Below are 26,032 nucleotides of genomic sequence, written 5' to 3'. Positions count from 1 at the left end.
ATCTTCAGATGATTTCTTTGGCTTATTAGAATGAGTATATAAAAAAGGAGACCTCTTTAATTTAGTGAAGAGAGCTCCTTTTTTATCGAAAATGAACGTGATACATCACTAGCTTTCAGCTATAAAAGTGTGACATTATTAGGATTTTTTCTATAAGCAGTCGGTGTTAGGCCTGTTTCTTTTTTGAAAACTGTGGTAAAGTAGTTGGAATTTTCGAAGCCACTTTCTAAAGCAATATCAATAATCTTGAGCTGAGTATTTATTAATAAGTACTCAGCTTTTTTGACGCGCATGCTATTCAGATAAGTGAAAAATGAGAGTTGAAAATTTTGCTTAAAGAAGCGGCAAAAATGCTCTCTGCTGAAACCAATATGATTACTTATATCTTCCAAAGAAATATGATTCTTATAATTCTCTTCTAAATAAAGCAAAACTTTTTTACATTTATAAGAAGTTAAATCATCTTTTTGCTCGACACCACGTTCAAAATGAAATAGAGTGTCCTTTGCTTCATATAATTGTTGAAAGAATAGAAGAAGATGAGCTTTTATGGTTAATTCGAAATAGGGTTTTTTTATAGCAAAAGATTCAATTAATTCAGACGCATGAGTCTGCAACAAATCAATATTTTCGAGTTCACTTGTTGCATGGACAATATGTTGTGTCGTGTAATTTAATATAGGATCGAAATAGGATTGCTGAATTAAATCTGACAGATGGCTATTAATAAAGAATGAATCAAAAACAATCGCAAAAAAGGCGCAGGCTGATTGCTGATAGTTAATTGCTCCATGTAAAAGATTTGGTGGAACGAGTAAGATATCGCCTTCCGTAGCAATAAAATGGTTTCCTTCAATGATAACTTCCATTCTGCCGCTAGTGATGTATAAAATTTCAAGTTCCCGATGCCAGTGAGTATGAATCATAATCGGTTGTTTTTGATCATGGTTTGTAAAATGAATAGCAAAAGGAAATAAACTATTTCCATGTTCAGTAATTTCTTTTAAGGAAGGGTCAATATCTTCTTCACTGGGATTAGGTGTGAAAATAAAATTTTCCATTATATTTTGTCTCCTTTTTTAAAAATATCAATATTTTAATGTATTTAAATTAAGATAGCGATTACATTCTATCATAAGTGACTCTATAATGAAAATGTACCTAAGAAGAAAAACTAGGAGGACAAAAGATGAAAAAATTATTATTGGTTTCAACGGCTATCTTAGGAATGCTTGCTTTATCTGCTTGTGGTAGTTCGGAAGGATCGTCGGACAAAGGGAAAACCACGCTAGAAGTATTCAACATTAAGACAGAAACGGCGGAACAGATGGATGCATTGGTTGAGAAATATGAAAAAAGCCATCCAGATGTAAAAATCAATATGACAACGGTTGGTGGCGGAACAGATGCAACGGCTGCAATGCAATCGAAATTCTCTTCTGGTGATGAGCCAGATGTGTTTATGCTAGGTGGGTTATCCGATGCACAAACGTGGGAACATAAATTATACGATTTAACAGATACGGACTTAGCTAAAAATGCGATCGAAGGTACTTTAGAAGGCGCTACGCTAAATGATAAGGTATTAGGAGTGCCAATGAACATCGAAGGCTATGGCTGGTTGGTTAATAAAGAAATCTTTGAAAAAGCTGGAATTGATGTAGAAAGTATTCAATCGTTCGCTGATTTTGAAAGCGCGGTCAAAACGTTAGATTCTAAAAAAGAAGAATTAGGTTTAGAAGGTGTCTTTGCTTTTAGTGGCGGAGAAACATGGGTAACAAGTCAATTTAGTTCAAACTTTATTGCTCCAGAGTTTTCTGACAGCTTAGTTGAAACATATGACGCTAAAGAATTAAAGTTCGACTATAGTAAACAAATGCAAAGTTACCTGGATTTAGCATCTAAATATAATGCATCAGCTCTTGAATCAATGGATTATAGTACGTCTGTTGAAGAACTATTTGCTGGTGGGAAAACAGCGATTGTTCATCAAGGAAACTGGATTGTACCAACATTGAACAGCTTGGATGAATCATTTGCTAAAGAAAAGTTAGATATTATTCCGATGTTTGTTGAAAGTGAAACTGAAGGAAAAATTGTTGCTGGACCAGCCTGGTACTGGGGTGTAAATAAAGACAAAGATCAAGCTGTGATTGACGCATCTATCGACTTCTTAAACTGGATGTATACGGATAAAGAGGCGATGGATTCAATTATTAACGATTTCGATTTTATTCCAGCCTACACAAACTTTGCTAGTGACGATATCAAAGACCCACTATCTAATAAAATTTATACGTACTTAGCAGATGGAAAAACAGTTCCTTGGGCGCATAATTCTTACCCTGATGGGTTCGGTCAAAATGTTATTGGCGTTCAAGTGCAAGCCTATACAGCAGATCAAATTACATGGGATGATTTTGCTAAGACGATAACAACAACGTGGAATGACGAACGTAAGTAATTGTTTTTAAGGGAGGAAATTCTCCTCCCTTATGTTTTATTGAAGGAGGGACAAGTATGTTAACAAATAAATCAAAATCTTTTTGGCTATTATTACTTCCAGCATTATTGGGATTAGCACTCGTATTATTTGTACCACTTTTGGTTGGCTCGTATTATTCATTGACTGATTGGAATGGGAACACAGTAGGTCAATTTGTGGGATTAGATAACTACATACGAGCTTTTAAGGATCAAGGATTTATGGATAGTTTAATTTTTACGGCTAAATTTTCTATCGTAAGTGTCGTATTAATTAATGTCATTGCTCTAATGTTAGCCACTTTAGTTACACAAAAATTAGGCCGATGGACAACTTTTTTCAGAACAATCTTTTTTATGCCTAACTTAATTGGTGGAATTATTCTAGGGTTTATCTGGCAGTTTATTTTTAACAAAGCATTTGAAACAATCGGCGATTTAAGTGGTATCGGCTTTTTCAAAGGCTGGTTAAGTACACCTGAGACTGGTTTTTGGGGCTTAGTAATGCTTTTTGTTTGGCAGATGAGTGGTTACATGATGTTGATTTATGTTTCATTTTTAAACAACATTCCTGAAGAAATCTTGGAAGCCGCAGACATGGATGGGGCTTCACCAATGCAGACATTCTTAAGAATTAAATTACCAATGTTAATGCCAGCGTTTACTGTGACGCTATTCTTAACTTTATCTAATGCATTCAAAATTTATGACCAAAACTTAGCATTAACACAAGGTGGACCGTATAATTCCACACAGATGACAGCAATGAACATTTACAATGAAGCATTCGCTATGAGAAAAATGGGGTTTGCCCAGTCTAAAGCGATTATTTTTCTACTAATTATCGTAGTGATATCTGTGGTTCAGATCTCAATCACTCGTAAAAAGGAGATAAGTGCTTAATGAAAACGAAAACGAGAAGAAAAAATAAAAAGATAGCATTGATTGCGATAGGATTGGCTTTTTCAGCTCTTTGGTTCTATCCATTTTTCCTAATTGTAATCAACTCATTTAAAACAAAATCTGAGATTTTCCAAAATACGCTGAGCTTACCAAAAGGATTAGGCTTAGATAACTATACAATGGCATTAGATAAGTTAGATTTTGTCCGAAGTGCCGCCAACTCGCTTTTAATCACAGTGGGTTCATTAGTATTAATTATCTTTGTTTCGTCAATGGCAGCTTATGCTCTTTCTAGAAATACAAGTAAGCTGAGTGGAGCAATTTATTTTATTATCGCGATTGGGCTACTTATCCCATTTCAGGGGATTATGATTCCGTTAATTTCACTTTTCGGGAAAGTTAGCATGCTAAATCGTCCAGGTTTAATGATTATGTATCTAGGCTTAGCAACGAGTATGGCGACCTTTATGTATTATGGTGCCTTACGTGGAATTCCTAAATCATTGGATGAAGCGGCGATTATCGATGGAGCGAATACATTTCAGATTTATTGGAAAATTATTTTTCCGTTACTAAAACCAACGACAGTTACGATTATTGTTCTAAATTCTCTTTGGTTCTGGAACGATTATCTATTACCATCACTAAGTGTTAATAAACAAGGGATGTATACAATTCCACTTAAGATGTTCTATTTCTTTGGTGAATTTAACAAGCAATGGCATCTCGCACTAGCCGCTTTAGTGATAGTTATTTTACCAATTATTATTTTATTTATCATACTGCAAAAACACGTTGTGAAAGGAATTTCAGATGGGGCAGTCAAATAGGAGGAACTTATGAGATTTACAGAAGGATATTGGCTAACAAAAGATGGATTTACCTTAAACCATCCTGAAGAATGCCGCGATTATCGAGTAGAAGAAAAGGCCTTAGAATTATTTCTGCCTTATAAAGTAATCAAACGACGTGGAGATACATTAAATTTAGGAATGACTACTCTGCGTTTAGAATCACCGCAAAATGATATTATCAAGGTTCGTTTGACTCATCATGACGTGGATCAAGCGACACCTCATTACGCAACTGCTATAAATCCAGCAGAAATTGAGATTTCGACAGATAAAGACTATCGTTTCAAGGCAGGAAACTTAGAAGCACGTGTACCGAAGGAAGGACCATTTACGCTTGAATTTTTTGGAGACAATCGTTTAATCACTTCATCAAAACCTCGTGCACAAGCAGAGATTACCTCTGATGATGGCAAACACTACATGCGTGAACAGTTGACACTTGATCCGTCTGAATTGGTTTATGGCATGGGCGAGCGTTTCACACCATTTACTAAAAATGGCCAAACGGTTGATATTTGGAATGAAGATGGTGGAACAGGTAGTGAGAAATCATATAAAAATATTCCGTTCTACCTAACAAATAAAGGCTATGGGGTCTTTGTTAACCATCCTGAGAAGGTGTCGTTTGAAGTTGCTTCTGAGAATGTATCGAGAACTCAGTTTAGTGTAGAAGGTGAAATCCTAGAATACTTCATCATTTATGGACCAACGATGAAAGAAGTGCTACAAAAATATACAGATTTAACTGGAAAACCAGCGTTGCCACCAGCTTGGTCATTTGGCTTATGGTTATCAACGTCATTCACTACGGATTACAGTGAAAAAACGGTTATGCAATTTATTGATGGAATGCAAGAAAGAGAAATTCCGTTTGATGTGTTCCACTTTGACTGTTTCTGGATGAAAGAATTTGAGTGGTGTGGTTTTGAATGGGATAAGGAAATGTTCCCAGATCCACAAGGCTTATTGGATCGGATTCATGAGAAAGGCTTGAAGATTTGTATGTGGATTAATCCTTACATTGGCCAAAAAGCGAAAGTATTCAAAGAGTGCAAAGAAAAAGGCTACTTTATTAAACGGGAAAACGGTGCTGTTTGGCAATGGGATTTATGGCAAGCTGGACAAGGGATCATTGATTTTACGAATCCTGAAGCAAGAGAATGGTATAAAAACCAATTACGCATTTTATTAAATATGGGTGTTGATTCGTTCAAAACAGACTTTGGTGAGCGAATTCCTACAGATGCTGTTTATTATGATGGCTCTGATCCAGAAAAAATGCATAACTATTATGCGTATTTATATAATGAAGTTGTTTTTGAGCTGTTAGAAGAGATTAAGGGAGAAGGCAATGCGGTTGTCTTTGCTCGTTCAGCTTCTGTAGGTTCACAAAAATTCCCTGTTCACTGGGGTGGCGATAATTTATCACAATATTCATCAATGGCAGAATCTTTACGAGGAGGACTTTCTTTCGTTCTCTCAGGATTCGGATTTTGGAGTCATGATATTGGAGGATTTGAAGAAAATACATCAGAAGATCTTTATAAGCGTTGGACTCAGTTTGGCTTATTATCAACACATAGTCGTTATCATGGGAATATCGAGTATCGTGTTCCTTGGAATTTTGGGGAAGAATCAGCCTTGGTCACTCAGAAATTTTCTAGTTTGAAGAACAAGCTGATGCCTTATATTTATAAGGAAGCCGTGAATACAGCGAAAACGGGCGTTCCGATGATGAGACCATTAGTTTTAGAGTTTGAAGAGGATTATACGGTTCATACAATAGATAAGCAGTATATGTTCGGTGAGGATTTATTAGTTGCACCAATCTTCAATGAAGAAGGTCAAGTTTCATTTTACGTTCCAGAAGGCACATGGACAAGTTATTTAAATAATGCAAGCTATGTAGGTGGCAAATGGTATCATGAAACCCATGACTACTTCTCACTTCCATTATTAGCTCGTCCGAATAGTTTGATTGTTGAAGGGGCAAATGTAAACACAGCAGACTATGATTATAGTAAAGATATTACTGTCCATGTCTTTGAGCTGACAGAAGAAAAAACAGTCACTGTATTTGACACTAAAGGTCATTCATTAGGCGAGGTAACAGTAACACCGGCTGGCGATTCCTATGAAGTTCAAGTTACAAACTTAAAAAATGTGACTCTTTTATTTAGAAACAAAATGATTGAAGGAATGGAGCAGCATGAACTAGGTTCATTATATAAAGTGTAAAATAAATAGAAGGTTATGGTAGTAGTCGATTTTGACTACGGCCATAGCCTTCTTGTTTGTTTTATTTTAATGTGTCTGTTCGTAGAGTTTCTTTATTTTCTAAACAGTAGTTGTAAAATTTTTGTACAACGGGGGTCTTTTTTTTATTTTTCCTAGTTGCCAGGTAGATATGCCGTGCTGGAATGATATCGGCGATGCGCAATTTTTTGACTGGATAGGCCGAAATAGAAGGGATATCCGGCATGATGGCGACACCATAGTCACTGCCGACAAAGCCTAGCATACTGTGGTCTTCCTCGACTTCACAGGCGATGGTTGGTTGGATATTTTTAGCGTGTAAAATCTCGTCAATATAGGGACGCAGGCCGCTTTGCTGGTTATAATAGACAAATGGGTAGGCCGCGAGTTCATCCAAAGAAACGGACTTTTTGCTACTTAATGGATGGTTTTCTGGGACAACAACGACAATTTTTTGCTCAGTTAAACTATCAAATTGGACCTCAGGATCGTCATCGATTTTTGAGCAGATGGCAATATCGAGTGTATCAGATTTTAGTTGTTGTAACATATCGCAAGAGTTGCCTTGAGAAAAACGGAAGTGAATCTGTTCATTACCTGGTACAGCTAAAAATTGTTTGGCTAATGTCGGGGTTAAGACGGATCCCATTGTATAAATAAAGCCCAATTGGATTTGTCCCGTCTCAGGGCTAGCGAGTTCTTGGAGCATTTGTTTGCCAGAATAAAGTTTGTTTAATCCAGGTGAAACGTATTCATAAAATAATTTTCCATAGCTAGTTAAATAAATGTTGCGCCCTTTTTTTTCGAATAGCGCTACGCCTAATTCTTTTTCTAAGACAGAAATCGCATGGCTTAGATTTGGTTGTGAAGTATTGAGTTGTTCAGCAGTGAGTCTCATGTGTTCATTTTCTGCTAATTTAATAAAATATTCAAGGTGTCGAAAATTCATATTTATCTTCTCCTCTGAAATGATAAATGAATTTTATCATATTGGAATGAAAAAAGCATTGGTATTTCTGAATCGAATCGGGTATCCTAGGATACAAGTAAGTGTGTTTGAAAGTAGGTGTTTAAGTGAATAATATCACAAGTGAGAAACAAACGAATGAAAAGCGACGCTATATCCCGCTACTTAGTAGTCTTTATTTCAATTATATTTTTCAAGGAATGGCAGCGATTGTTTTATCGCAAAATATGACTGCATTAAAAGACCAGTGGCAAGCTTCGACAACTCAGGTGACGTTGGTTATGAGTGCAATTGGTTTTGGTAGAATTATTAGTCTTTATTTTTCAGGTTATTTTTCAGACAAATATGGTCGAAAGAAAACGGTGATGATCGCGATTGTGTCCTATTTTGTCTTTTTCCTAGGGATTCTGCTAAGTCCAAATTATCAAATAGCAGCATTTTTGGCGATGTTTGGTGGTTTTAGTAATGCCTTTTTGGATACAAGTACGTATCCAACGCTAGTTGAAGCTTATCCGAGTGAGAAAGATAATAGCTCATTGAGTGTTTTGAACAAGGCATTTATCTCGATTGGACAATTTATTTTGCCTTTCTTGACTAGAATTATTATTACGGAGAATTTATATTATGGCTGGCCCTTTATTTTGTGTGCGGTCTGCTTATTCGGAAATTTATTATTTTTGAGAAAACAACCTTTCCCACCACTGACGACGGTAGAAGAGGAGGCTTCGACAACAGAGGAGCCGACTGGACCAAAAGGAGTTAAGTTTAAGATTGATGGTATCGCCCTCCTAGTCTTTTCTTTTGTTTCGGTCTCAATGTTCAATATATTTATATTATGGATTCCTCAATTTGGTGAACAGATGAATATTGTGAGTCAACAGGATAGTTTGATTTTTGTTAGCGTCTTTAGTGTTGGTTCCTTTGTATCAGTCTTTTTAACATCGATGATTGTGAAAAAAGGTGTTAGCGTAACAGGATTGATGGTAGTTTGTACAGGTATCACGGCTCTCTCTTTAATTTATATGATTATGCAGCCGACCTTTGTCGGTCTCGTGATTGCTTCATTGTGTGTCGGTATCTTTGCAGCAGGGGGAATCTGGCAGTTGGGATTAGCCTTGATTTTAGAATTTTTCCCTCAGCGAAAAGGACGTATTACTAGCTTGTATTCATTAGCAACCTCTGTTTCAGTAATGATTACGCCATATATCACAGGAATTATGGCGGAGTCGGACATTCGAACGGTTTTCTTATACAATGCTGTATTGACGGTCATCGGCTTTGTCGCTACACTTGTGATTGCCATGCGTTACAAGGCTATAGTGGAGGAACCAGCTATCCTACGAGTAGATGAATAAAATAGTAAGTGAAGGAATTACTGAACGACTACATACTGTACGGTAAAAAATGAATTATAAGTAAATGAATTTGGATAAATTTATCAACTATAAACAAAAGCTAGGTCAATTTGACTTGATAAAGAGCAAAAACAAGGAGAAGCCCCTTCAAACTGAAGGCCATTCTCCTTGTTTTTATTTTGTACGTAGTAGCTATAATTGAATAGCTAATTTATTGGGCTTCTACGTATTCGACTAAGCCATTGGTGATATGGATAACAATCCCATCTGTTACTGTACCCGTATATTCTTTCACTGCTTGAACAACGACTGTGGCCATCTGAATGCCTATGCCAGGGATAGCCGCTACAAGGACAGCTACAGCACCTCCACCGGCCCAAGTGATGGCATTCATCAGCCGATTGCTTAAATAAACATCAGGAGAGAAGACGCCACGGTCAAAGTTAATCGCAGTGATGTTTTTCACTCCTTCTGGAATTGCATACACAACTTGATCTGTGTGAGCAACAGGTGTCACTTGCTCTGCAGCAAAGGTGGTCATAGGTGCAGCAAGTCCTAAACCAAATACAGCTAAACTAAACAATACGACGAATTTTCTCATGGTTCTCTCCTCCTATCGGATAAGTAATTAATCCCTACACTTATAATATATACCATTTAGGGTAAAAGTCAATAGAATATCGTTTTAAAGTCAAAAAAACAGGTATACCAATTTTTGTTTTTGGTTTTTAGAAAAAGGAAATACACGAATCTTATGCAGATAGTCTATTAACAAAATTATTATAAAGAGGAAACTGGTGATTGAATAATTGATAAATTATATTGATTGTTTGTTCGATAAAAAAGTATTAGTTTTTATTGAATAGATAGATTAAACTATAGGTAATTAGATTGTGAAAATATTAATTTGGAGAAAGAAGGATAGTCATGAATAATTATCAAGCGATTTTTGAACCATTGACAATTAAACGAATGTCTCTGAAAAATAGAGTAATTATGCCACCGATGGGCACAAATTTTGCCAATATGGATGGGACTTTTAATGAGGATCATCTTGCTTACTATGAGCAAAGAGCGAAAGGCGGAACGGGGCTGATTACGCTTGAGAATGTCTGCTTTGATTATCCAATGGGAACGAATGGGACGTCGCAGCTGAGAATTGATAATGATCAATATATTCCAGGATTATGGCGTTTTAATGAATTGATGCATGCCTATGGTGCAGCGACTTCTGTTCAAATTAACCATGCGGGTGCTTCGGCTTATGGCTTACGTTTAAATGGCAAACAGGCTGTTTCAGCTTCTGACGTGCCGAGTAAGGCAGGCAATCCAGCACCGCGTCCTTTGACGGAGGAAGAAATCTACGAGATTGTTGCTCGCTATGGGGAAGCCGCAGCTCGTGCGCAGCGTGCTGGCTTCGACTGTGTGGAAATTCACGCAGGACATTCGTATCTATTATGCCAATTCCTCTCTCCTTTATATAATAAAAGAACAGATAAATTTGGTGGTTCTGCTGAGAATCGCGCGCGTTTCACGACATTGGTGATTGAGGCTGTGCGTCAGGCGGTTGGACCGTTTTTCCCTATTTCTTTACGCTTTAGCGCAGATGAATTATTAGCAGGGGGAAATAGTTTAGAGGATTCGTTGGATATTTTGAAATATTTTGCGGACGAAGTTGATATTTTAAACGTGTCGGCTGCTTTGAATGATAATTTGCAGTATCAAATTGATAAAATGAACTTAGAAGATGGCTGGCGTTCTTATATGGCTAAAGCGGTGAAAGAAAAATATCCGGATAAAGTCATTGTGACTTCTGGAAATATCCGTAGCCCAAGAAGAGCAGCTGAGATTCTAGAAAATGGCGATGCTGATTTGTTGGCGATGGGCCGTGGCTTGATTGCTGAACCAAATTGGGTTAATAAAGTGGAAAACAACCAAGAACATTTACTGAGAAAATGTATTTCTTGTAATATCGGTTGTGCGGATCATCGAATCAATAAATCACGTCCAATCCGTTGTACGGTCAATCCAGATCTTTATTATGAAGAGGATTACAAACAAAACCAAGTCAAGCAGCCATTAAAAATGGTCGTAATTGGTGGCGGAACAGCGGGTCTTGAAGCCGCAGCAACAGCAGCCGAAGTCGGTGTGACGGTCGATTTATATGAACAAAAATCTTATTTAGGTGGCTTGGGCCAAGAGATTTCGCGCTTGCCTGATAAAAATAGAATTGCCGATTTCATTACCTATCTAGAGAATCGTTGTGCCGAGTTAGATAACTTAACGATTCATTTAAATCATTCTTTCACAATGGCTGATTTGGCAGGGAAAGATGTCGATATTATCCTTAATGCGACGGGTGCGAAACCTTTGTTACCGCCGATTAATGGCTTACATGACGCCTTGGCTGAAGAAAATCGGAAAGTCTTTTCAATTTTTGATGTTTTGGGTAACATGGAACAGTTTAATGAGTTTGAAGGCAAAGAAGTCGTCGTCATCGGTGGTGGTGCTGTAGGTCTGGATATGGTTGAGTATTATGCTGAGCGTGGTGCTAAATCAGTCAGCATCGTTGAAATGCAGCCAGAAATCGGGAAAGACTTAGACTTAATTACCAAGTTAGCGATGATGGAAATCGTCCGTGACTTTGACGTTAATGTCTACACATCGACTAAGTTGATGCAAGTTAATTCAGATAATTTCAAAGTGGAATTACCGAGTGGCGAGATGAAAGAATTGAATTTTGATTTAGGTTTTGTGTGCTTAGGTATGAAAGCAGACGCGCCGTTAATGGATGAATTACGGAATTATGCACGAGTGAATGATGCAACCTTAGTCAATATCGGGGATAGTAAAGTGGCTCGTCGAATTATTGAAGGAACCAAGGAAGCACGGGATATTTTGAAAACTATTGAAAAAGTTGATTACGATCGGACACAAAAAGCGGTCTTTTCAACAATAAAAGAAGCTTGATTTAGGCAACCGGGATTGAGAAAATAAAGAGGAATCTGACTGAGGTTAGAAACTCTGATCAAAAGAATCGGGCGAGTGAGGGCGTTCATTTAAAGAAACTTTCACACGCAAAATGAATTCTTTTCCAATTTTCTCAGTCCCATAAAAATAAATTCAAAAGTGAGGAACTGAGCATGACAGAAAGATTAGACGGACACACATTATTAATTGGGCTGATTGCGACACCAATCAGACATAGTTTATCACCAACGATGCATAATGAAGCATTTGCTAAATTAGGAATGGATTATGCCTACTTAGCGTTTGAAGTGGGAAATGAAGAATTAGAAGATGCAGTCAAAGGGATTCGTGCGTTAGGAATCCGCGGATCTAACGTATCAATGCCGAATAAACAAGCAGTCATTCAGCACCTGGATGAATTATCACCAGCAGCTGAATTAGCTGGCGCTGTTAACACAGTAGTCAACAAAGATGGCAAAGGACATTTAGTTGGCCACATCACTGACGGAACAGGGGCGATGCGTTCTTTACGTGAAGAAGGCGTGGAAGTGAAAGATCAAATCGTGACCATGACCGGAGCCGGTGGTGCTGGAACAGCGATTGCCATCCAAGCAGCGTTAGACGGCGTCAAAGAATTACGGATTTTCAATATTGAAGATGCGGCGTTTGAAACAGCCAAAGAAACCGTCAAAAAAATTAACAGCAAAACTGACTGTAAAGCTACATTGACTTCATTAAAAGACCAAGCAGCCTTCAAAAAATCGATTGCTGAAAGTAGTATTTACATTGATGCAACAGGCGTGGGTATGAAGCCATTAGAAAATGAAAGCTTAATCAACGATCCTGAAATGATTCACGACGAATTAGTGGTCTTCGATGTGGTCTACATTCCTAAAGAAACAAAACTATTGAAATTCGCTAAAGAACATGGTGCGAAGAAAACAATCAATGGTTTGGGCATGATGTTATACCAAGGAGCAGAAGCCTTCAATTTATTTACTGGTGAAGATATGCCCGTTGATTATATTAAAGAGTTGTTATTTAAAGACTAAGTAAAGACTAATGATTAAAGACGAAAGAATAAAACTAAGGGGATAGACAATGAAAAATAGATATATGCCAACCGCGATAGGGTTGTACATGAACTATGTTGTTCACGGGATTGGAGTTATTATTATTTCTCAAAATCAGAATGCTTTGATGGATCAGTGGGATACAGATTTAATGGGCATTGCAAAAGTTATTTCTATGTTGGGGATTGGTCGATTGATTGCGATTATGATTTCTGGTCGATTGTCTGACAAATTTGGTAGAAAACCATTCATTTATTTAGGAATGGTGACGTATATGGCCTATTTCTTCGGGATAGTATTCAGCCCGAGTGTTGAGGTAGCAATGTTCTTTGCGGTTATTGCCGGGATTGCGAACTCATTCTTGGATTCAGGGACTTATCCTGCGTTGATGGAATCATTTCCTAAAACAGCTGGAACGGCCAATGTCTTACTTAAAGCATTTATTCAAATTGGTCAGTTTGCTTTACCGTTAATGATCAAATTTTTGGTCTCTTCTGGCTTATGGTTTGGTTGGTCATTCGTTGCTGTTGCTGTTATTTTAGTGCTGAATTCTTTATATTTATGGAAGCGTCCGTTTCCTGATCAAGAGGAAAAACAGGCAGCTGAAGGGACAGAAGGTGCGGTTCAACAAGCGCCAACAACGAAATTTAAATCGAAACCTAAAATGGCTATTGAAGGGGTCGCGTTTGTCATCTATGGTTTTATTGCACAAGCAACCTTCTATTTAATTAGTCAGTTTATCGGAACTTATGGGGAAAAAGCGGCGGGTATGGCTGCTGAAAATGCGGGTGTTTTGGTGTCTTATTATTCAATGGGCTCATTATTATGCGTGGCGTTTACAGCGGTAGTTGCTGCAAAAGTTCGTCCGATTTACCTTGTGCTACTCTATACATTAGTCTCTTTTGCAACGATTTTGGTGATGTGGGCATTCCCAACACCATTGGTTTGTACCGTGGGTGCAGGTTTAGTTGGTTTCTTTGCGGCAGGCGGTGTTTTACAGTTAGGTTTAACCGTGATGGGCGAAATGTTCCCAGCTGGAAAAGGTACAATTACTGGAATTTTCTATACTTTCGGTAGTATCGCATCCTTTGTAATTCCTGTAGCAGCTGCTAAAATTGCTGAAACTAGTGTACGCAACATCATGTTATTTGATACAATCATTGCAGGGATCGGTTTTGTACTTGCAGTGGTCATCTTCATTCGTTATCGTCAAACAATCGATACCAGTGAAGCTTAATAAAAATTAGAACTAAAAATAGAATAGACATTGGTATGGAAACGTTCAGCCAATGCCTATATTTGTAAAATTATAGGAAAAAGGGAGCGAAACGAGATGAAGACAGTTAAAGTGGCTGATGTAGTGATTGGGGAAGGATTACCGAAAATCATTGTTCCTTTAGTAGAAAAGACTGAGGCTGGAATTTTAGCAGAAGCACAGAAATTAGCACAGCTAGATTGCGATATTATTGAATGGCGAATTGATTTTTTTGATGAAGTAACCGATGGTAAAAAAGTAGCTGAGTTGTCAAAAAAATTGAGCGAATGCCTAAATAAACCTTTATTAGTAACGTTCCGTACCAAAAAAGAAGGCGGCGAGCTAGAGTTGCCAGATGCGCAATATTTTTCAATTTATGAAGAAGTCGTTGCTTCAGGTAAAGCTGACTTAATCGATGTTGAGTTGTTTATGCCAGCGGAAGCAGCAGCCCAGCTAATCGCAAAAGCGCATGAAAAAGACGTGAAAATCGTGATGTGTAACCATGATTTCCATGCAACACCGGCTCAAGCTGAGATTGTGAATCGTTTGCGTATGATGCAAGATAAAGGCGCTGATATCTGCAAAATAGCGGTAATGCCGCAAACTGCTGCGGATGTCTTAACGTTGCTTTCAGCGACAGAAGAAATGAAACGTGAGTACTCTGATCGTCCACTAATTACTATGTCGATGGGCGCATTGGGTATGGTGAGTCGTGTATCAGGTCAAACGTTTGGTTCCGACGCAACATTTGGTGCAGCAGGTCAAGCTTCAGCACCTGGTCAAGTTCCAGTGGGTGAATTACGGACAATCTTAGATGTCTTGAAACACGGATAAGCGTAGTTGAACTGAATGAGATGATAGTTTAAATGAAAAGCGGGTAATACCTAGGTAATTTACTAGGTGTTACCCGCTTCTTTTGATAGGTAGGTGTTCCGGTTAGAAATAATAATATTGAACTACTAAGATTGCGATTAAGACCAGAATACCTGGTAGAAAGTTTGAGACCCGAATCTTAGTGAGTTTCATGACATTCAAACCAATCGCTAAGATCATTAAACCTCCGATGACGCTGATCTGATCCATGATGATATCCAACAGTGCGTCAGGAACATATTGGATAATAAAACGCGCAAAAAGAGTAATTGCCCCTTGATAGATTAAGACAGGAATAGCTGAAAAAAGCACACCAACACCCAAAGATGCGGTCAACATACTGGCCATAAAGGCATCCATGACGGCTTTAGTTAACAGTGTTTGGTGGTTTCCAGAAACGCCACTTTCGATGGCACCGATAATGCCCATCGAGCCAATCACGAAAATTAGAGTGGCGGTGACAAAGCCTTCAGAAAAGTTGCCATTACCGCGCGCAAAGCGATTTTCTAAAAAGAGCCCAAAGCGGCCCATGGCATCTTCAATTTTGAGCCATTCACCGATTAAACCACCTAAGCAGATACTGATGACAATGATAATAAAAGAGGTGGCTTGAATCCCCATTTGAATGGCTAAAATAATCACGCCTAACCCAATTCCTTTTGTGACTGTGTCTTTGGTTTGTTCATTGATATTTCGCAAGAGAATGCCTAAAAGACTACCGATAACAATCCCTAAACTGTCTGCTAGTGAGCCTACTAAAACCATTCAAATCTACCTCCTTTAATTTTTTATGAGAAAATGATGAAAAAGTTCTTAAATAGGATAGTAGCACAAATTGAATGGTTTTGAAATATCAAAAAGAGAAGTTACTGAAAGATTTCTGAACTATTCTTTTATTAAATAGTGGGTAAAACAACTGGGTAATAATTACCCGGTGAGTAGCCAGCGTACCCACTTACAGCTCAATCGTATCGGTTGTCTGGGCTAGATCCTGCCAGATTAATTCAAGAGTTTGGTCTAGTGAAAGTTTGGCAGTGAGTATCGTTTCGTGTAGTTGAGGGACGAGATCTTTTTCTGTCCACCAACGTTTCATTTCGGGTTCGCCAAAATCGCTAGCAGTTGATTTTGTTTGATGTCGTCTGAAGGTCTCAATAAAAGGTAGGTCATAGTAATAAGCAAAAAGATTTGTTGAAAATGTGGTGGTTGCGACTTCAAATAGCGGCGCATACCAGCTAGCATTTAGGATGCCTTCTAAAATAATAAAGGGACAGTTATCTTTGCCATATAATAGAAGCGTTGTGAGTAAAGAAATGGCTGGTGTTTTAGGACCATCCTTTACATAGAGCATTTCACGACGAATCATATCCTGAGAAATGAGCAGATAATTCGGGCCTAATTTCTTTTGAAGCGCAAGGGCGAGTGTGGTCTTTCCGCTACCAGAATTTCCGCGGATGGTAATTAAAGTGGTCATATCGGTGCACCTTTCTGAATAGAATAAGTAGGTAGGACTTTGATAGATGAAGTCACGGCTTAGCTGAGTAGGATAAGCTTATACAAGTAATTAATCTATGCTATCAGTATACAATTACGCGCAAAGGTTTATCGAGTTTTATTTAAATTCCTAAAAAAAGTAGCTGAATGAAAGAAAACATAAAAAACGTTATCTTCATTTCTCATCTTTTTCTAATTTATATAAATATAGCGATTGTTATATTTCCTGATATTCTCATTTTGGAATAAAATAGGTCTATTAATCAGAGTTTTTGAATGAGCAAAATATGAGATTTTTTTATTTTTTGTGGATCTTTGTGATGTGATATACTTTTTATGAAAAAATAAAAAGGTGGGTAAAAAAATGAAAAAGATTTTTAGTGGACTGTTAGTATTAAGTTCTGTTTTACTGCTAACAGCTTGTGGTAGCGACAAAAAAACAGATTCAAGTGAGTCAGCGAAGACCGATAAAACGTCTGAAACTTCTGATGTAACGTCAGCGGCTTCAGCACAAGAATATACAGATCCTTCTGAGTTGAAAGATTCATACGATGTGGTTATCGTAGGGGCTGGTGGCGCAGGGATGGCTGCGGCAATCCAAGCCAAAGAAGCTGGCGCGAATCCAGTTATTTTAGAAAAAATGCCAGTTGCTGGTGGGAATACTTCAAAAGCTTCAGCAGGTATGAATGCTTCTGAAACAAAATTCCAAAAAGACCAAGGGATTGAAGATTCAAATGATAAATTCTTCGAAGAATCATTAGCTGGCGGTGGCGGAACCAATGATCAAGAGTTATTACATTACTTAGTGGATAATTCTTCTGCTGCGATTGATTGGCTAGATTCTATGGGAATTACTTTAGATAACCTAACAACTACAGGTGGGATGAGCGAAAAAAGAACGCATCGTCCGTCTGATGGTTCAGCGGTTGGTGGCTATTTAGTGGATGGTTTGATGAAGAACATTCATGAACGTGAAATTCCTTTATTTGTAAATGCGGATGTTGTAAAAATTAACGAAAAAGATGGCACTGTGACTGGTGTTAACGTAAAAATTGGCGAAGAAGAAAAAACAGTTTCTTCAAAAGCAGTTGTTGTTACAACTGGCGGATTCGGCGCAAACATGGACATGGTTGTTGAGAACAAACCTGAATTAAAAGGCTATGTCACAACTAACCAAGCAGGTTCAACTGGTGACGGAATCAAGATGATCGAAGCTTTAGGTGGCCAAACAGTGGATATGGATCAAATCCAAATTCACCCAACTGTTGACCAAACAAAATCATTATTGATTACAGAAGCGGTACGTGGTGAAGGAGCTATCTTGGTCAGCCAGGAAGGAAATCGTTTCTTTAATGAAATGGAAACACGTGATAAAGTTTCAGCAGCAATTATTGCACTTCCAGAAAAATCAGCGTACCTAATTTTTGATGCAGGTGTTAAAGAACGTGTGAAAGCGATCGATTTCTATGAAGAGCAAGGCTTAGTGAAATCAGCTGATTCATTAGAAGCATTGGCAAAAGAAATTAACGTATCAGAAGATAACTTACAAACTACGGTTGAAACATGGAACAAAGCTGTAGCAGATAAAAAAGATGCCGAATTTGGCCGTGAAACAGCGATGGATAACGATTTATCAAAAGGTCCTTACTACGCAATTGCGATTGCACCAGGGATTCACCACACTATGGGTGGCGTGAAAATTAACACGAATACAGAAGTCTTGAATACAGAAAATAAAGTCATTCCTGGTTTATTTGCAGCCGGTGAAGTAACAGGTGGCGTACACGGAAATAACCGTATCGGTGGAAATGCTGTGGCTGACATCATCATCTTCGGTCGCCAAGCAGGAACTAAATCTGCAGAGTTTGTAAAATAATCAAAAGGGACTCTGTAAAGAATCAGATAGTATAACGCTCAGTAAGTGAAAAACACAAGAGGGGTTAGGCACGTAAGCTTAGCCTCTCTTTGTGTGAATAGAGAACTAATTTTTTTACAAGAAAAAGCCTCTTTTAATAGAAGCAATAGATAAATCGGTGGCAGAAATTTATCGCTAGGAAATGATGAGCAACGAGAGATTGATTGCCTGTATTTTAGGATGAATTTAAGAGAAATGTTCAGTCGAGTGTTTGACTGGCTTTCAAACAGTAAGGGCGAATTCGTTGGGAAATCATGAATAGCGCGTGTTTTTCGACTTTTCTAGCAAAAAATTAAGAACTTATTTATTTCTTAAAATAACAACGAATATAGTGATAAATACATTTACTAAACAGTTCGTTTGTGTATATAATAACGAGTGGATAACGATGCCACGGATTTTAGCGAAAAAAATCCCGATTTATCTTTATTTAAAGGGGGATTTCTTCTATAATTAATAAGAACTGTCTCTATTTTCAGTAAAATAGAACAAGTTGTAGGATCCAATCAATAGTTTAAGGAGTGTGTTCATGGGCAAGACGTTATTTAAGACGTTGACCGTTATTGCAGCGGGTATAGGGTCAGTTGCTGTGTGTTTTTTTGGGTTTAGAGAAAACAATCAGCGTCAGTATCAACAAAGAGTTGAATATGCGCAAGCGGCAATTATAAGAGAAAAAGATGGGATTTCTGAAGTAGAAAAAGAAGTAAATGCATTATTCACTGATGACAAGCAGACTTTCTTGAAGGCAAGTGTGAATGATGATGTATTGACTAAATTGTCTGGATCAATTTCAGCAATTAAGGTTTCAGCAAAAGAATTTGGCATTGAAGAGAAGGCTTTACCTTCAGGATCAAAAGAAGTTCAAGCACAGAAAAAAGCCATCGAAGAAGTACTGAAACAAGCGCAAGCAAAATTATCGATTCAAAATCAAACAGTTGCTTTGTTTGTGAATGGTGTGTCAGATTGGCAGAAAACGAAAAACAATGTAATCATCAAAGACAACCTGAAAGAAACTGATATGGGCCGTGTGCGTGAAAACTTAAGTTTATTCGAGGATAGTTCATGGAAAACCAACGTTGAAACGTATCTTGGGTATGCTGATGCACAAGTGAAACGGATTGCTGAACTACAAAAATCATTTGCGACAATGATCAAGGATGATGTAGTCACAGATGCGGTGACCTATGAGGGTTATTTGGCTGCGATTGACAGTATCAGCCAAGTGAGAAATGAAAAAGAAAAAGCGAAATATACTGCTTTGGCAGAAAAAGTCGCTGAACAAATGGGTTATGGAACGAATTATTATGGGGATAGTACAACAGGCGATACTAGCACGGACGAGGGTACTTACACAGACGAGGGCACGTATTACTAACCTTCCTATGCGTCCCCCGAGTGAAGAAAATGATTCTTTCATACATACATATATGCATGGATTGAATTAATTGGAGGAAAGCTATGTCAAAGGGAAAAAAGATTTTTTTGATTATTTTGGCAGTCATTGTTGTCTTAATTATTGCGGTTGTTGCAATGGGCACGAAGTTTTACACGGATGTTTCGAGTGCCTTTGATAAAACATATGAGACAGTTGAACGGACTGAAAAACTAGATAATCATCGTCAGACCCCTGTGGATTTAACAAAGCAAGAATCCGTCTCTATTCTTTTGATGGGGATTGATACAGGTGATTTGGGTCGTCTTGACCAGGGACGTTCAGATACAATTATGGTAGCAACGGTTAGCCCTGAGGATCAACAAACGACGGTGGTGAGTATCGCACGTGATACCTACGTAGATATTATTGGCCGTGGTACGCAGGATAAAATTAACCATGCGTATGCGTTTGGTGGGGCAGCAATGTCGATGGATACGATACAGAATTTTCTGGACATACCGATTGATCATTATGTATCAATTAATATGAAAGGTTTGAAACAACTGGTCGATGCGGTTGGCGGCATTGAAGTCAACAATGATTTAACTTTTTCACAAGATGGGCATGATTTTGTTATCGGCAAGATTAGCTTAGATGGTGATGCTACTTTGGCTTTTTCACGAATGCGTTATGAAGATCCGAATGGTGATTATGGTCGTCAAGAGCGTCAACGTAAAATTGTTGAAGGTATTGCTAGGAAAGTGCTCAGTGTAGATGGAGTTAGTAAGTATCAAAGTATCTTGGGTGCTGTTGAAAGCAACATGAAGACTGATATGAGTTTTGCAGAGATGCAGACTATGGCCTTAGACTATCGGGAGGCGTTTGGCAAAGTCAAACAAGACCAGTTGAAGGGTGAAGGATTCATGCAAGACGGCGTCTCTTACCAACGAGTAGCTGCAGATGAATTAGCTAGAGTTCAAGAGGAATTGAAAAAACAAATGAATATAGAGAATTAATAGAAAGTGGAGAAAAGATGGAAGAGACAATTAGTTTAAAAGATATATTTGAAGTCTTACGCAAGCACATTGCGACAATTTTAATTTCGATGTTTGTTGGATTGGCCTTGGCTGGGGTGGCGACCTTTTTCGTAATCACACAAAAGTATAGTTCGCAAGCGCAGTTGATTGTAACATTACCGCAAACTGAAACGACTAATGTGAATGATGTTAATACCAACTTACAGATGATTAACACTTACAAGGATATGATTACTAGTGACTTGGTTATGAATGAAGTCGAAGAGCGTTTAGACAAAGACGACAATGTAGAGATGAGTGCCGGGGCGATCAAAGGTTCGATTTCCGTTAACCAGTCACCAAACTCGCAAATGTTTTCGATTCAAGCGACGAGTACCAATGCAGTTACTTCACAACAAATTGCTAACACAACAGCTTTGGTCTTCCAAGAAAATGCCAAAGATGTCATGAACGTCGACAAAATTTCGATTGTATCAAGTGCTGTAGCTAGTACAACACCTGTGTCGCCTAACAACAAATTGAACCTGGCAATCGGGGTTGTTTTAGGTTTAATGGTGGGTGTCGGCTTAGCCTTCTTATTACAATTACTTGATAGAACAGTTAAAGACGATAAATTTGTAACTGAATCATTAGGCTTCACGATTCTTGGGACGGTGCCACAAATGTCACCAAAAGAATTGCACGCAACTATTCAAGCAAAACCTACCGCTGCAGTTGTAGCGAAAAAATCAGAGGATGACAAAACGACAGAATCACGTCGTAGTCGTTCACGTGTCTAGGAGGATCGATAAGGATTATGGCAAAGAAAAATGAACGTAAAGGCACAACAACTAGTGCAGTAAGTCTAATTACATTAGTGGATCCTTCTTCACCAATTTCTGAACAATATCGGACAATTCGAACAAACATTCAATTCGCTTCTTCTTCAGACAATCCAATTAAGACAATGGTTATCACGTCTTCTGGACCGGGTGAAGGAAAATCGACAACGTCAGAGAACTTAGCAGTAGTTTTTGCAAAAGCTGGACAACGTGTTTTATTAGTCGATTCAGATATGCGTAAACCTACTGTGTACAAGACATTTAATTTGAGTAATGCCAAAGGATTAAGCACGGTGTTGAGTACTTCAACAAGTGTCTTAGAAGCAGCACAACGAACTGTGATTGATAATTTAACTGTCTTAACAAGTGGTCCTAAACCACCTAATCCATCTGAGTTATTAGGCTCAATGCGTATGGGGCAAGTGATTGAAGAAGCTAAAAGTTTATACGATATCGTAATCTTCGATATGCCGCCAGTAGTTGCTGTAACGGATGCGCAAATTATGGCATCAAAAACAGATGGCACATTGTTGGTTGTTCGTGAAAATGTCTCAAGAAAAGAATCATTGACGAAAGCCAAAGAATTATTGAATATGGTTCAAGCGCGCATGTTAGGTGTTATCTATAACGGTGCTGAAAATAGCAAGGACCAAGGATACTATTACTATTACGGTAACTAGTGATAGTTTGAGAGATTCAAAGATAAAAATTAGTAGGTAAGGAGACAAGAGAATGATCGATTTACATTGCCACATTTTACATGGTATTGATGATGGCGCATCGTCGCTAGAAGATAGCATTGACATGGCCGAAAAAGCCATTAGCCAAGGGATTACCCATATTTTATGTACCCCGCATCATAACAATGGCAAATATCGCAATCCCAAATCAACAGTCATTTCACTTGTCACTGATTTACAGGATGAATTAGATAAGAGAAATCTGCCTTTGACTCTTTTAGAGGGACAAGAGGTTCGAATTACTGGCGATTTACTGGATGATTTGGCCCGTGATAATATCTTATTTACAGATTTAGATGATACGTATATCTTGATTGAATTTCCGACGATGGAAGTTCCTTCGTATACGGAGCAAGTTTTCTTTGATTTACAAGCACTAGGTAAAACGCCAGTGATTGTCCATCCGGAACGCAATGCTCATTTTCGTAAGGATCCAAATCACCTGATTCCATTTTTAGAGATGGGTTGTTTGGCTCAATTAACAGCGCCTAGTTACGTTGGAACGTTTGGTAAGGAAATTCAAAAAACAGCCAAAACAATGGTGGAGCATAATCTAGTTCAGATGGTTGCATCAGACGCGCATGGCGTTAAGAAGCGGACGTTTTATATGAAGGAAGCTTACGAACAAATTGCCAAGGATTTTGGGCGGGAAAAGGTCGCATTGATGAAGCAAGTGGCAAAAGATTTGCTGAATGGTGACCCAACTGATTATCCAGCGTTTACGGAAGTCAAAAAGAAAAAATTTGGTCTGTTTTAAATCGACAGAGCAAATCACATAAGTAACAGAAGAAAAACGAAGGGTAGGAAATATTTCTTGCTGTGGGTAAATCAGTGAGTGCCTTTCGAGGACAGAGTCTGAGACATCAGTCAATTTGACTAATGTCCCGGACTCTTTTTTTAAAAAAATTAAAATAGAAAGTGGGCGAACTGATGATTCAGTTAAAGGAAATTACTCAAGAAAACTATAAAGCGTGCGTCAAAATAACGGTAGACAAGGAACAGGAAAAATTTGTTGCCCCTAATTGGTATTCTTTGCTAGAGGCTAAGTTCGAAAAAGACAGAAAAGCCTTTGGATTGTATAACGAAGAGGAAATGATTGGCTTCATTATGTTTAGCTATTACCTAGCAGATGAGGATTACGGGAAAGATTCTTGGTGGATTGAACGTTATATGATTGCTAGTCCTTATCAAAACAAAGGCTTTGGTACAAAGGGATTACAACAAAGCTTGACGTGGTTCACTGAGCATTTTCCAGCAGAAGACTTACGAATCTCAGCAGTAGAAGGCAATCAGATTGCTCAAGACTTATATGAAAAGCTGGGATTTGTCGTAACTGGTGAAAAGGTCGAAGACGAGATTGTTTTACTGAAAACAGCAGAATAAAGGCTGATGGGCACAGAAAGGAAGGCGGAAATGAAGAAGAGAACGTACATAGGATGGTTATTGGCCGTAATAGTTGTCGTAATGGCTGGTTGTAGCTCAAACAATAATAAGACGGCAGACGAGTTTATGACGCTGACAAAGGGCTACAACGAGACGTTACAGGAGCTGATGAATAAACACGCAATAGTTGAACCAACCGTCGCCTTTGACGAGTTACACCAACAGGCAGAGGGCTTTCTAGAATCAGATGAATATCTGGCATGGGTAGCTAATTCCAAGCAAATTAAAGAGTTCAAACTTGTGGAGAATGAGAAAAAATATAAAGATGTATCAAGATTACAGAATGCATTAAATGAGTTTAATACACTCCATACGGACTATTTCAACAAATTAGCTGAGGCACCTGATGAGCAAAGTTACTATCAAACTGTGACGGATTACACGGATAAACTACAGGAAGCTCAGGATAAATTTATTAGCTACCTGAACTCGGTAGAAGAGTAAGGGAAACAAAGTGGGATGAATTTAAGCAAAGCTAGGCGAATGAGTAAAATCATTTGGCTAGCTTTATTTGTGTTAATGAAAAGTATACGTACTGTGAGTGCCAAGTGATGTACTACATCCGGGATTCCTGCTAGATGGAGATGCTATTATTTTGATTACAAGAATCAACAGGAAAATGCTTCAAGGAATTTCAGGGAAACATCAAGAAACAGTCTAAATGGAATATGATGTATAGACTGAGCAGCGCTTATCGTTATTAATTTTGGGTCTTTCATAGATGTCTGTTGTTTTGCCAGTGATAAAAAAGTTCAAAAATCTAAATTATCCGCTGAAAGGAAATTAAATATATCATCTCTCAAGATTTACTTTTTATTTTTAAGGAAAAAGTGGCTTTTGTATTTTTTGAGAAAAAATATTTTGAAAGTCCACAATTAGACCCCAAAACATTAAGTATACCAAATTTTTGGGATACTCCTTCTATTAAGCGTCAAAATTCTTCAAAAGTTAAACAGTCAAAAAATTAAGTATACCAAACTTTTTCTCGTTAGAATCAAAAACATTAAGTATACTTAATGTTTTGGGCGTTCATTTTATTAAGTTTTAAAATTTTTAAAGTGTTGAATAGATCAGAATATTAAGTATACTTAACTTTTTCACATTCCTTCTATTAAGCGGTAAGATTCTTCAAAAGTTAAGTCAATCAAAATATTGAGTATACGAAACTTTTCGACTTTTTTCGATTTAAGAAAGAGTTAAGAATTAGTTAATAGCTGAGTTAAGAAATGCTTGGTAAAGTAAGACTATCGAAAGAGGAGGAAACAACAATGACTGAAAATATACTAACTTTAAATAATGTGACAAAGAAATTTGGGAAACAATATGCACTAAATAATGTATCGCTAACGGTGAAAAAAGGCGACATCTACGGACTGATTGGTCGGAACGGTTCTGGGAAAACAACGATTATGAAATTGATTACGGATTTATCGAAAGAAGCATCTGGTGGAGAAATCGCCTTACTAGGAAATAGAAAAGGTACGAGAGGCTATCAAAATAGTTTACAACGGACGGGTTCAGTAATCGAGAGTCCAGCGGCATACAATAAGATGACTGCCTACCAAAATATGAAAATCATGTGCATTCAAAAAGGTATCCATGATTTCTCAGTGATTGACGAAACGTTAGAATTTGTCAATCTAGCAGATACAGGCAAGAAAAAGTTCAAGAACTTTTCATTAGGTATGAAACAACGTTTGGGAATCGCGATGGCACTTGTGAGTAACCCAGATTTCTTAATCTTGGATGAGCCAATCAATGGCTTGGATCCAATCGCAATTATTGAATTTAGAGGAATTTTAGAACGAATTAACAGAGAACGCAATACAACAATCATCATCTCAAGCCATATCTTAACGGAATTATATCAAGTATCGAATCGTTTTGGTTTTATTAATGAAGGAACGATGATTCAAGAAATCTCAAAAGAAGAGTTTGATAACTTAGTGACAACAGCGATTGTCGTGGACGTGGAAGACGCGAAGCAAGCGGCGATGATCTTGAATGAAAACAACATCACGAATTTTGAAGTGACAACAGGCAATCAGATTCGTATCTTAGATGAAACATTGGAAATTAAAGCTATCAATAAATTATTGGTGCAAAATGATATCTTAGTCAATCAAATTCAAAAACAAGAAAATAGTTTGGAGAATTACTTTACCGAGTTGGTCCAAAACGTGACGAATACAAACGCGAACAGTGCAGGGGGAAAATAAC

General features: G+C 37.9%; 23 protein-coding genes. 18 read left to right on the top strand and 5 right to left on the bottom strand.

Annotated features, from left to right (window positions below; translation table 11 throughout):
• Nucleotides 1–119: 119 nt before the first annotated feature.
• Nucleotides 120–1,061, bottom strand: coding sequence for an AraC family transcriptional regulator (locus BAU15_RS04160; RefSeq protein WP_161841508.1), 942 nt, complete (start codon nt 1,059–1,061; stop codon nt 120–122).
• A 128-nt stretch (nt 1,062–1,189) separates the two neighbouring features.
• Here BAU15_RS04160 and BAU15_RS04155 point away from each other — a divergent pair, with 128 nt between their 5' ends.
• The 4 genes from BAU15_RS04155 to yicI are packed head-to-tail and all read left to right on the top strand — an operon-like array spanning nt 1,190 to nt 6,479.
• Complete coding sequence (locus tag BAU15_RS04155; protein ID WP_161841507.1) at nt 1,190–2,464, top strand: ABC transporter substrate-binding protein; 1,275 nt, start codon at nt 1,190–1,192, stop codon at nt 2,462–2,464.
• 56 nt (nt 2,465–2,520) lie between these two features.
• Entirely contained in the window at nt 2,521–3,387 is an 867-nt protein-coding gene (locus BAU15_RS04150; RefSeq protein WP_161841506.1) for a carbohydrate ABC transporter permease, read from the top strand.
• Nucleotides 3,387–4,217: a carbohydrate ABC transporter permease gene (locus BAU15_RS04145; RefSeq protein ID WP_161841505.1), complete on the top strand. Its 831-nt coding sequence runs from the start codon at nt 3,387–3,389 to the stop codon at nt 4,215–4,217. Before BAU15_RS04150 ends, BAU15_RS04145 begins: the two co-directional genes overlap by 1 nt.
• Nucleotides 4,218–4,226: 9 nt before the next feature.
• Nucleotides 4,227–6,479 (top strand): alpha-xylosidase, encoded by a 2,253-nt coding sequence (yicI, locus tag BAU15_RS04140; RefSeq protein ID WP_161841504.1) that lies wholly within the window; start codon nt 4,227–4,229, stop codon nt 6,477–6,479.
• A 61-nt stretch (nt 6,480–6,540) separates the two neighbouring features.
• Here the strand turns inward: yicI and BAU15_RS04135 are convergent, their stop codons facing one another.
• Nucleotides 6,541–7,446 (bottom strand): LysR family transcriptional regulator, encoded by a 906-nt coding sequence (locus BAU15_RS04135; protein WP_161841503.1) that lies wholly within the window; start codon nt 7,444–7,446, stop codon nt 6,541–6,543.
• 125 nt (nt 7,447–7,571) lie between these two features.
• Between BAU15_RS04135 and BAU15_RS04130 the strand changes: the two genes are divergently transcribed.
• Nucleotides 7,572–8,819 (top strand): MFS transporter, encoded by a 1,248-nt coding sequence (locus BAU15_RS04130; RefSeq protein ID WP_272927910.1) that lies wholly within the window; start codon nt 7,572–7,574, stop codon nt 8,817–8,819.
• Nucleotides 8,820–9,030: 211 nt separating this feature from the next.
• Here the strand turns inward: BAU15_RS04130 and BAU15_RS04125 are convergent, their stop codons facing one another.
• Complete coding sequence (locus tag BAU15_RS04125; protein WP_161841502.1) at nt 9,031–9,420, bottom strand: hypothetical protein; 390 nt, start codon at nt 9,418–9,420, stop codon at nt 9,031–9,033.
• A 326-nt stretch (nt 9,421–9,746) separates the two neighbouring features.
• Here BAU15_RS04125 and BAU15_RS04120 point away from each other — a divergent pair, with 326 nt between their 5' ends.
• The 4 genes from BAU15_RS04120 to aroD all read left to right on the top strand — a co-directional run bounded on the left by BAU15_RS04120 (nt 9,747) and on the right by aroD (nt 14,951).
• Entirely contained in the window at nt 9,747–11,789 is a 2,043-nt protein-coding gene (locus BAU15_RS04120) for an oxidoreductase (protein ID WP_161841501.1), read from the top strand.
• Between the two features lie 173 nt (nt 11,790–11,962).
• Nucleotides 11,963–12,841 carry a shikimate dehydrogenase gene (locus tag BAU15_RS04115; protein WP_161841500.1) on the top strand — a complete coding sequence of 293 codons (879 nt, stop codon included), beginning with the start codon at nt 11,963–11,965 and terminating at the stop codon, nt 12,839–12,841.
• A gap of 49 nt (nt 12,842–12,890) precedes the next feature.
• Nucleotides 12,891–14,099, top strand: a complete 1,209-nt coding sequence (locus tag BAU15_RS04110) for an MFS transporter (RefSeq protein ID WP_161841499.1) — start codon at nt 12,891–12,893, stop codon at nt 14,097–14,099.
• A gap of 96 nt (nt 14,100–14,195) precedes the next feature.
• Nucleotides 14,196–14,951, top strand: a complete 756-nt coding sequence (gene aroD / locus BAU15_RS04105; protein ID WP_161841498.1) for a type I 3-dehydroquinate dehydratase — start codon at nt 14,196–14,198, stop codon at nt 14,949–14,951.
• Nucleotides 14,952–15,053: 102 nt separating this feature from the next.
• Here aroD and BAU15_RS04100 read toward each other — a convergent pair whose 3' ends face one another.
• Both BAU15_RS04100 and BAU15_RS04095 read right to left on the bottom strand, forming a co-directional pair.
• Nucleotides 15,054–15,755 carry a DUF554 domain-containing protein gene (locus BAU15_RS04100; RefSeq protein ID WP_161841497.1) on the bottom strand — a complete coding sequence of 234 codons (702 nt, stop codon included), beginning with the start codon at nt 15,753–15,755 and terminating at the stop codon, nt 15,054–15,056.
• Between the two features lie 190 nt (nt 15,756–15,945).
• Nucleotides 15,946–16,461, bottom strand: a complete 516-nt coding sequence (locus tag BAU15_RS04095) for a kinase (RefSeq protein WP_161841496.1) — start codon at nt 16,459–16,461, stop codon at nt 15,946–15,948.
• A 384-nt stretch (nt 16,462–16,845) separates the two neighbouring features.
• On the opposite strand from BAU15_RS04095, the gene BAU15_RS04090 reads away from it, so the two are divergent.
• The 9 genes from BAU15_RS04090 (at nt 16,846) to BAU15_RS04050 (ending at nt 26,031) form a co-directional block, all read left to right on the top strand.
• Nucleotides 16,846–18,357: a flavocytochrome c gene (locus tag BAU15_RS04090; protein WP_161841495.1), complete on the top strand. Its 1,512-nt coding sequence runs from the start codon at nt 16,846–16,848 to the stop codon at nt 18,355–18,357.
• 568 nt (nt 18,358–18,925) lie between these two features.
• The gene (locus BAU15_RS04085; protein WP_161841494.1) at nt 18,926–19,771 is read left to right on the top strand and encodes a hypothetical protein; all 846 of its coding nucleotides are present in this window, start codon (nt 18,926–18,928) and stop codon (nt 19,769–19,771) included.
• A gap of 83 nt (nt 19,772–19,854) precedes the next feature.
• Nucleotides 19,855–20,787: an LCP family glycopolymer transferase gene (locus tag BAU15_RS04080; RefSeq protein WP_420022115.1), complete on the top strand. Its 933-nt coding sequence runs from the start codon at nt 19,855–19,857 to the stop codon at nt 20,785–20,787.
• A gap of 17 nt (nt 20,788–20,804) precedes the next feature.
• Nucleotides 20,805–21,587 (top strand): YveK family protein, encoded by a 783-nt coding sequence (locus BAU15_RS04075; protein WP_161841493.1) that lies wholly within the window; start codon nt 20,805–20,807, stop codon nt 21,585–21,587.
• 17 nt (nt 21,588–21,604) lie between these two features.
• Nucleotides 21,605–22,309 carry a CpsD/CapB family tyrosine-protein kinase gene (locus BAU15_RS04070; RefSeq protein WP_161841492.1) on the top strand — a complete coding sequence of 235 codons (705 nt, stop codon included), beginning with the start codon at nt 21,605–21,607 and terminating at the stop codon, nt 22,307–22,309.
• A gap of 52 nt (nt 22,310–22,361) precedes the next feature.
• Nucleotides 22,362–23,126: a tyrosine-protein phosphatase gene (locus BAU15_RS04065; protein ID WP_161841491.1), complete on the top strand. Its 765-nt coding sequence runs from the start codon at nt 22,362–22,364 to the stop codon at nt 23,124–23,126.
• Nucleotides 23,127–23,287: 161 nt separating this feature from the next.
• Complete coding sequence (locus BAU15_RS04060) at nt 23,288–23,752, top strand: GNAT family N-acetyltransferase (RefSeq protein WP_237580130.1); 465 nt, start codon at nt 23,288–23,290, stop codon at nt 23,750–23,752.
• A 30-nt stretch (nt 23,753–23,782) separates the two neighbouring features.
• On the top strand, nt 23,783–24,256 hold the full coding sequence (locus BAU15_RS04055) for a hypothetical protein (RefSeq protein ID WP_161841490.1): 474 nt from the start codon (nt 23,783–23,785) through the stop codon (nt 24,254–24,256).
• Between the two features lie 824 nt (nt 24,257–25,080).
• The gene (locus tag BAU15_RS04050) at nt 25,081–26,031 is read left to right on the top strand and encodes an ATP-binding cassette domain-containing protein (RefSeq protein WP_161841489.1); all 951 of its coding nucleotides are present in this window, start codon (nt 25,081–25,083) and stop codon (nt 26,029–26,031) included.
• The last annotated feature ends 1 nt before the right edge of the window (nt 26,032 follow it).

Origin of the sequence: Candidatus Enterococcus huntleyi (assembly GCF_009933175.1) — a bacterium.
GTDB classification, from domain to species: domain Bacteria; phylum Bacillota; class Bacilli; order Lactobacillales; family Enterococcaceae; genus Enterococcus_K; species Enterococcus_K huntleyi.
This window is presented reverse-complemented; position numbering and strand designations above follow the sequence as displayed.

Excerpts from the sequence above, each read along its gene's own strand:
- BAU15_RS04160 (WP_161841508.1), bottom strand. The coding sequence starts at position 1,061 with ATGGAAAATTTTATTTTCACACCTAATCCCAGTGAAGAAGATATTGAC.
- BAU15_RS04155 (WP_161841507.1), top strand. The coding sequence starts at position 1,190 with ATGAAAAAATTATTATTGGTTTCAACGGCTATCTTAGGAATGCTTGCT.
- BAU15_RS04150 (WP_161841506.1), top strand. The coding sequence starts at position 2,521 with ATGTTAACAAATAAATCAAAATCTTTTTGGCTATTATTACTTCCAGCA.
- BAU15_RS04145 (WP_161841505.1), top strand. The coding sequence starts at position 3,387 with ATGAAAACGAAAACGAGAAGAAAAAATAAAAAGATAGCATTGATTGCG.
- yicI (WP_161841504.1), top strand. The coding sequence starts at position 4,227 with ATGAGATTTACAGAAGGATATTGGCTAACAAAAGATGGATTTACCTTA.
- BAU15_RS04135 (WP_161841503.1), bottom strand. The coding sequence starts at position 7,446 with ATGAATTTTCGACACCTTGAATATTTTATTAAATTAGCAGAAAATGAA.
- BAU15_RS04125 (WP_161841502.1), bottom strand. The coding sequence starts at position 9,420 with ATGAGAAAATTCGTCGTATTGTTTAGTTTAGCTGTATTTGGTTTAGGA.
- BAU15_RS04120 (WP_161841501.1), top strand. The coding sequence starts at position 9,747 with ATGAATAATTATCAAGCGATTTTTGAACCATTGACAATTAAACGAATG.
- BAU15_RS04115 (WP_161841500.1), top strand. The coding sequence starts at position 11,963 with ATGACAGAAAGATTAGACGGACACACATTATTAATTGGGCTGATTGCG.
- BAU15_RS04110 (WP_161841499.1), top strand. The coding sequence starts at position 12,891 with ATGAAAAATAGATATATGCCAACCGCGATAGGGTTGTACATGAACTAT.
- aroD (WP_161841498.1), top strand. The coding sequence starts at position 14,196 with ATGAAGACAGTTAAAGTGGCTGATGTAGTGATTGGGGAAGGATTACCG.
- BAU15_RS04100 (WP_161841497.1), bottom strand. The coding sequence starts at position 15,755 with ATGGTTTTAGTAGGCTCACTAGCAGACAGTTTAGGGATTGTTATCGGT.
- BAU15_RS04095 (WP_161841496.1), bottom strand. The coding sequence starts at position 16,461 with ATGACCACTTTAATTACCATCCGCGGAAATTCTGGTAGCGGAAAGACC.
- BAU15_RS04090 (WP_161841495.1), top strand. The coding sequence starts at position 16,846 with ATGAAAAAGATTTTTAGTGGACTGTTAGTATTAAGTTCTGTTTTACTG.
- BAU15_RS04085 (WP_161841494.1), top strand. The coding sequence starts at position 18,926 with ATGGGCAAGACGTTATTTAAGACGTTGACCGTTATTGCAGCGGGTATA.
- BAU15_RS04080 (WP_420022115.1), top strand. The coding sequence starts at position 19,855 with ATGTCAAAGGGAAAAAAGATTTTTTTGATTATTTTGGCAGTCATTGTT.
- BAU15_RS04075 (WP_161841493.1), top strand. The coding sequence starts at position 20,805 with ATGGAAGAGACAATTAGTTTAAAAGATATATTTGAAGTCTTACGCAAG.
- BAU15_RS04070 (WP_161841492.1), top strand. The coding sequence starts at position 21,605 with ATGGCAAAGAAAAATGAACGTAAAGGCACAACAACTAGTGCAGTAAGT.
- BAU15_RS04065 (WP_161841491.1), top strand. The coding sequence starts at position 22,362 with ATGATCGATTTACATTGCCACATTTTACATGGTATTGATGATGGCGCA.
- BAU15_RS04055 (WP_161841490.1), top strand. The coding sequence starts at position 23,783 with ATGAAGAAGAGAACGTACATAGGATGGTTATTGGCCGTAATAGTTGTC.
- BAU15_RS04050 (WP_161841489.1), top strand. The coding sequence starts at position 25,081 with ATGACTGAAAATATACTAACTTTAAATAATGTGACAAAGAAATTTGGG.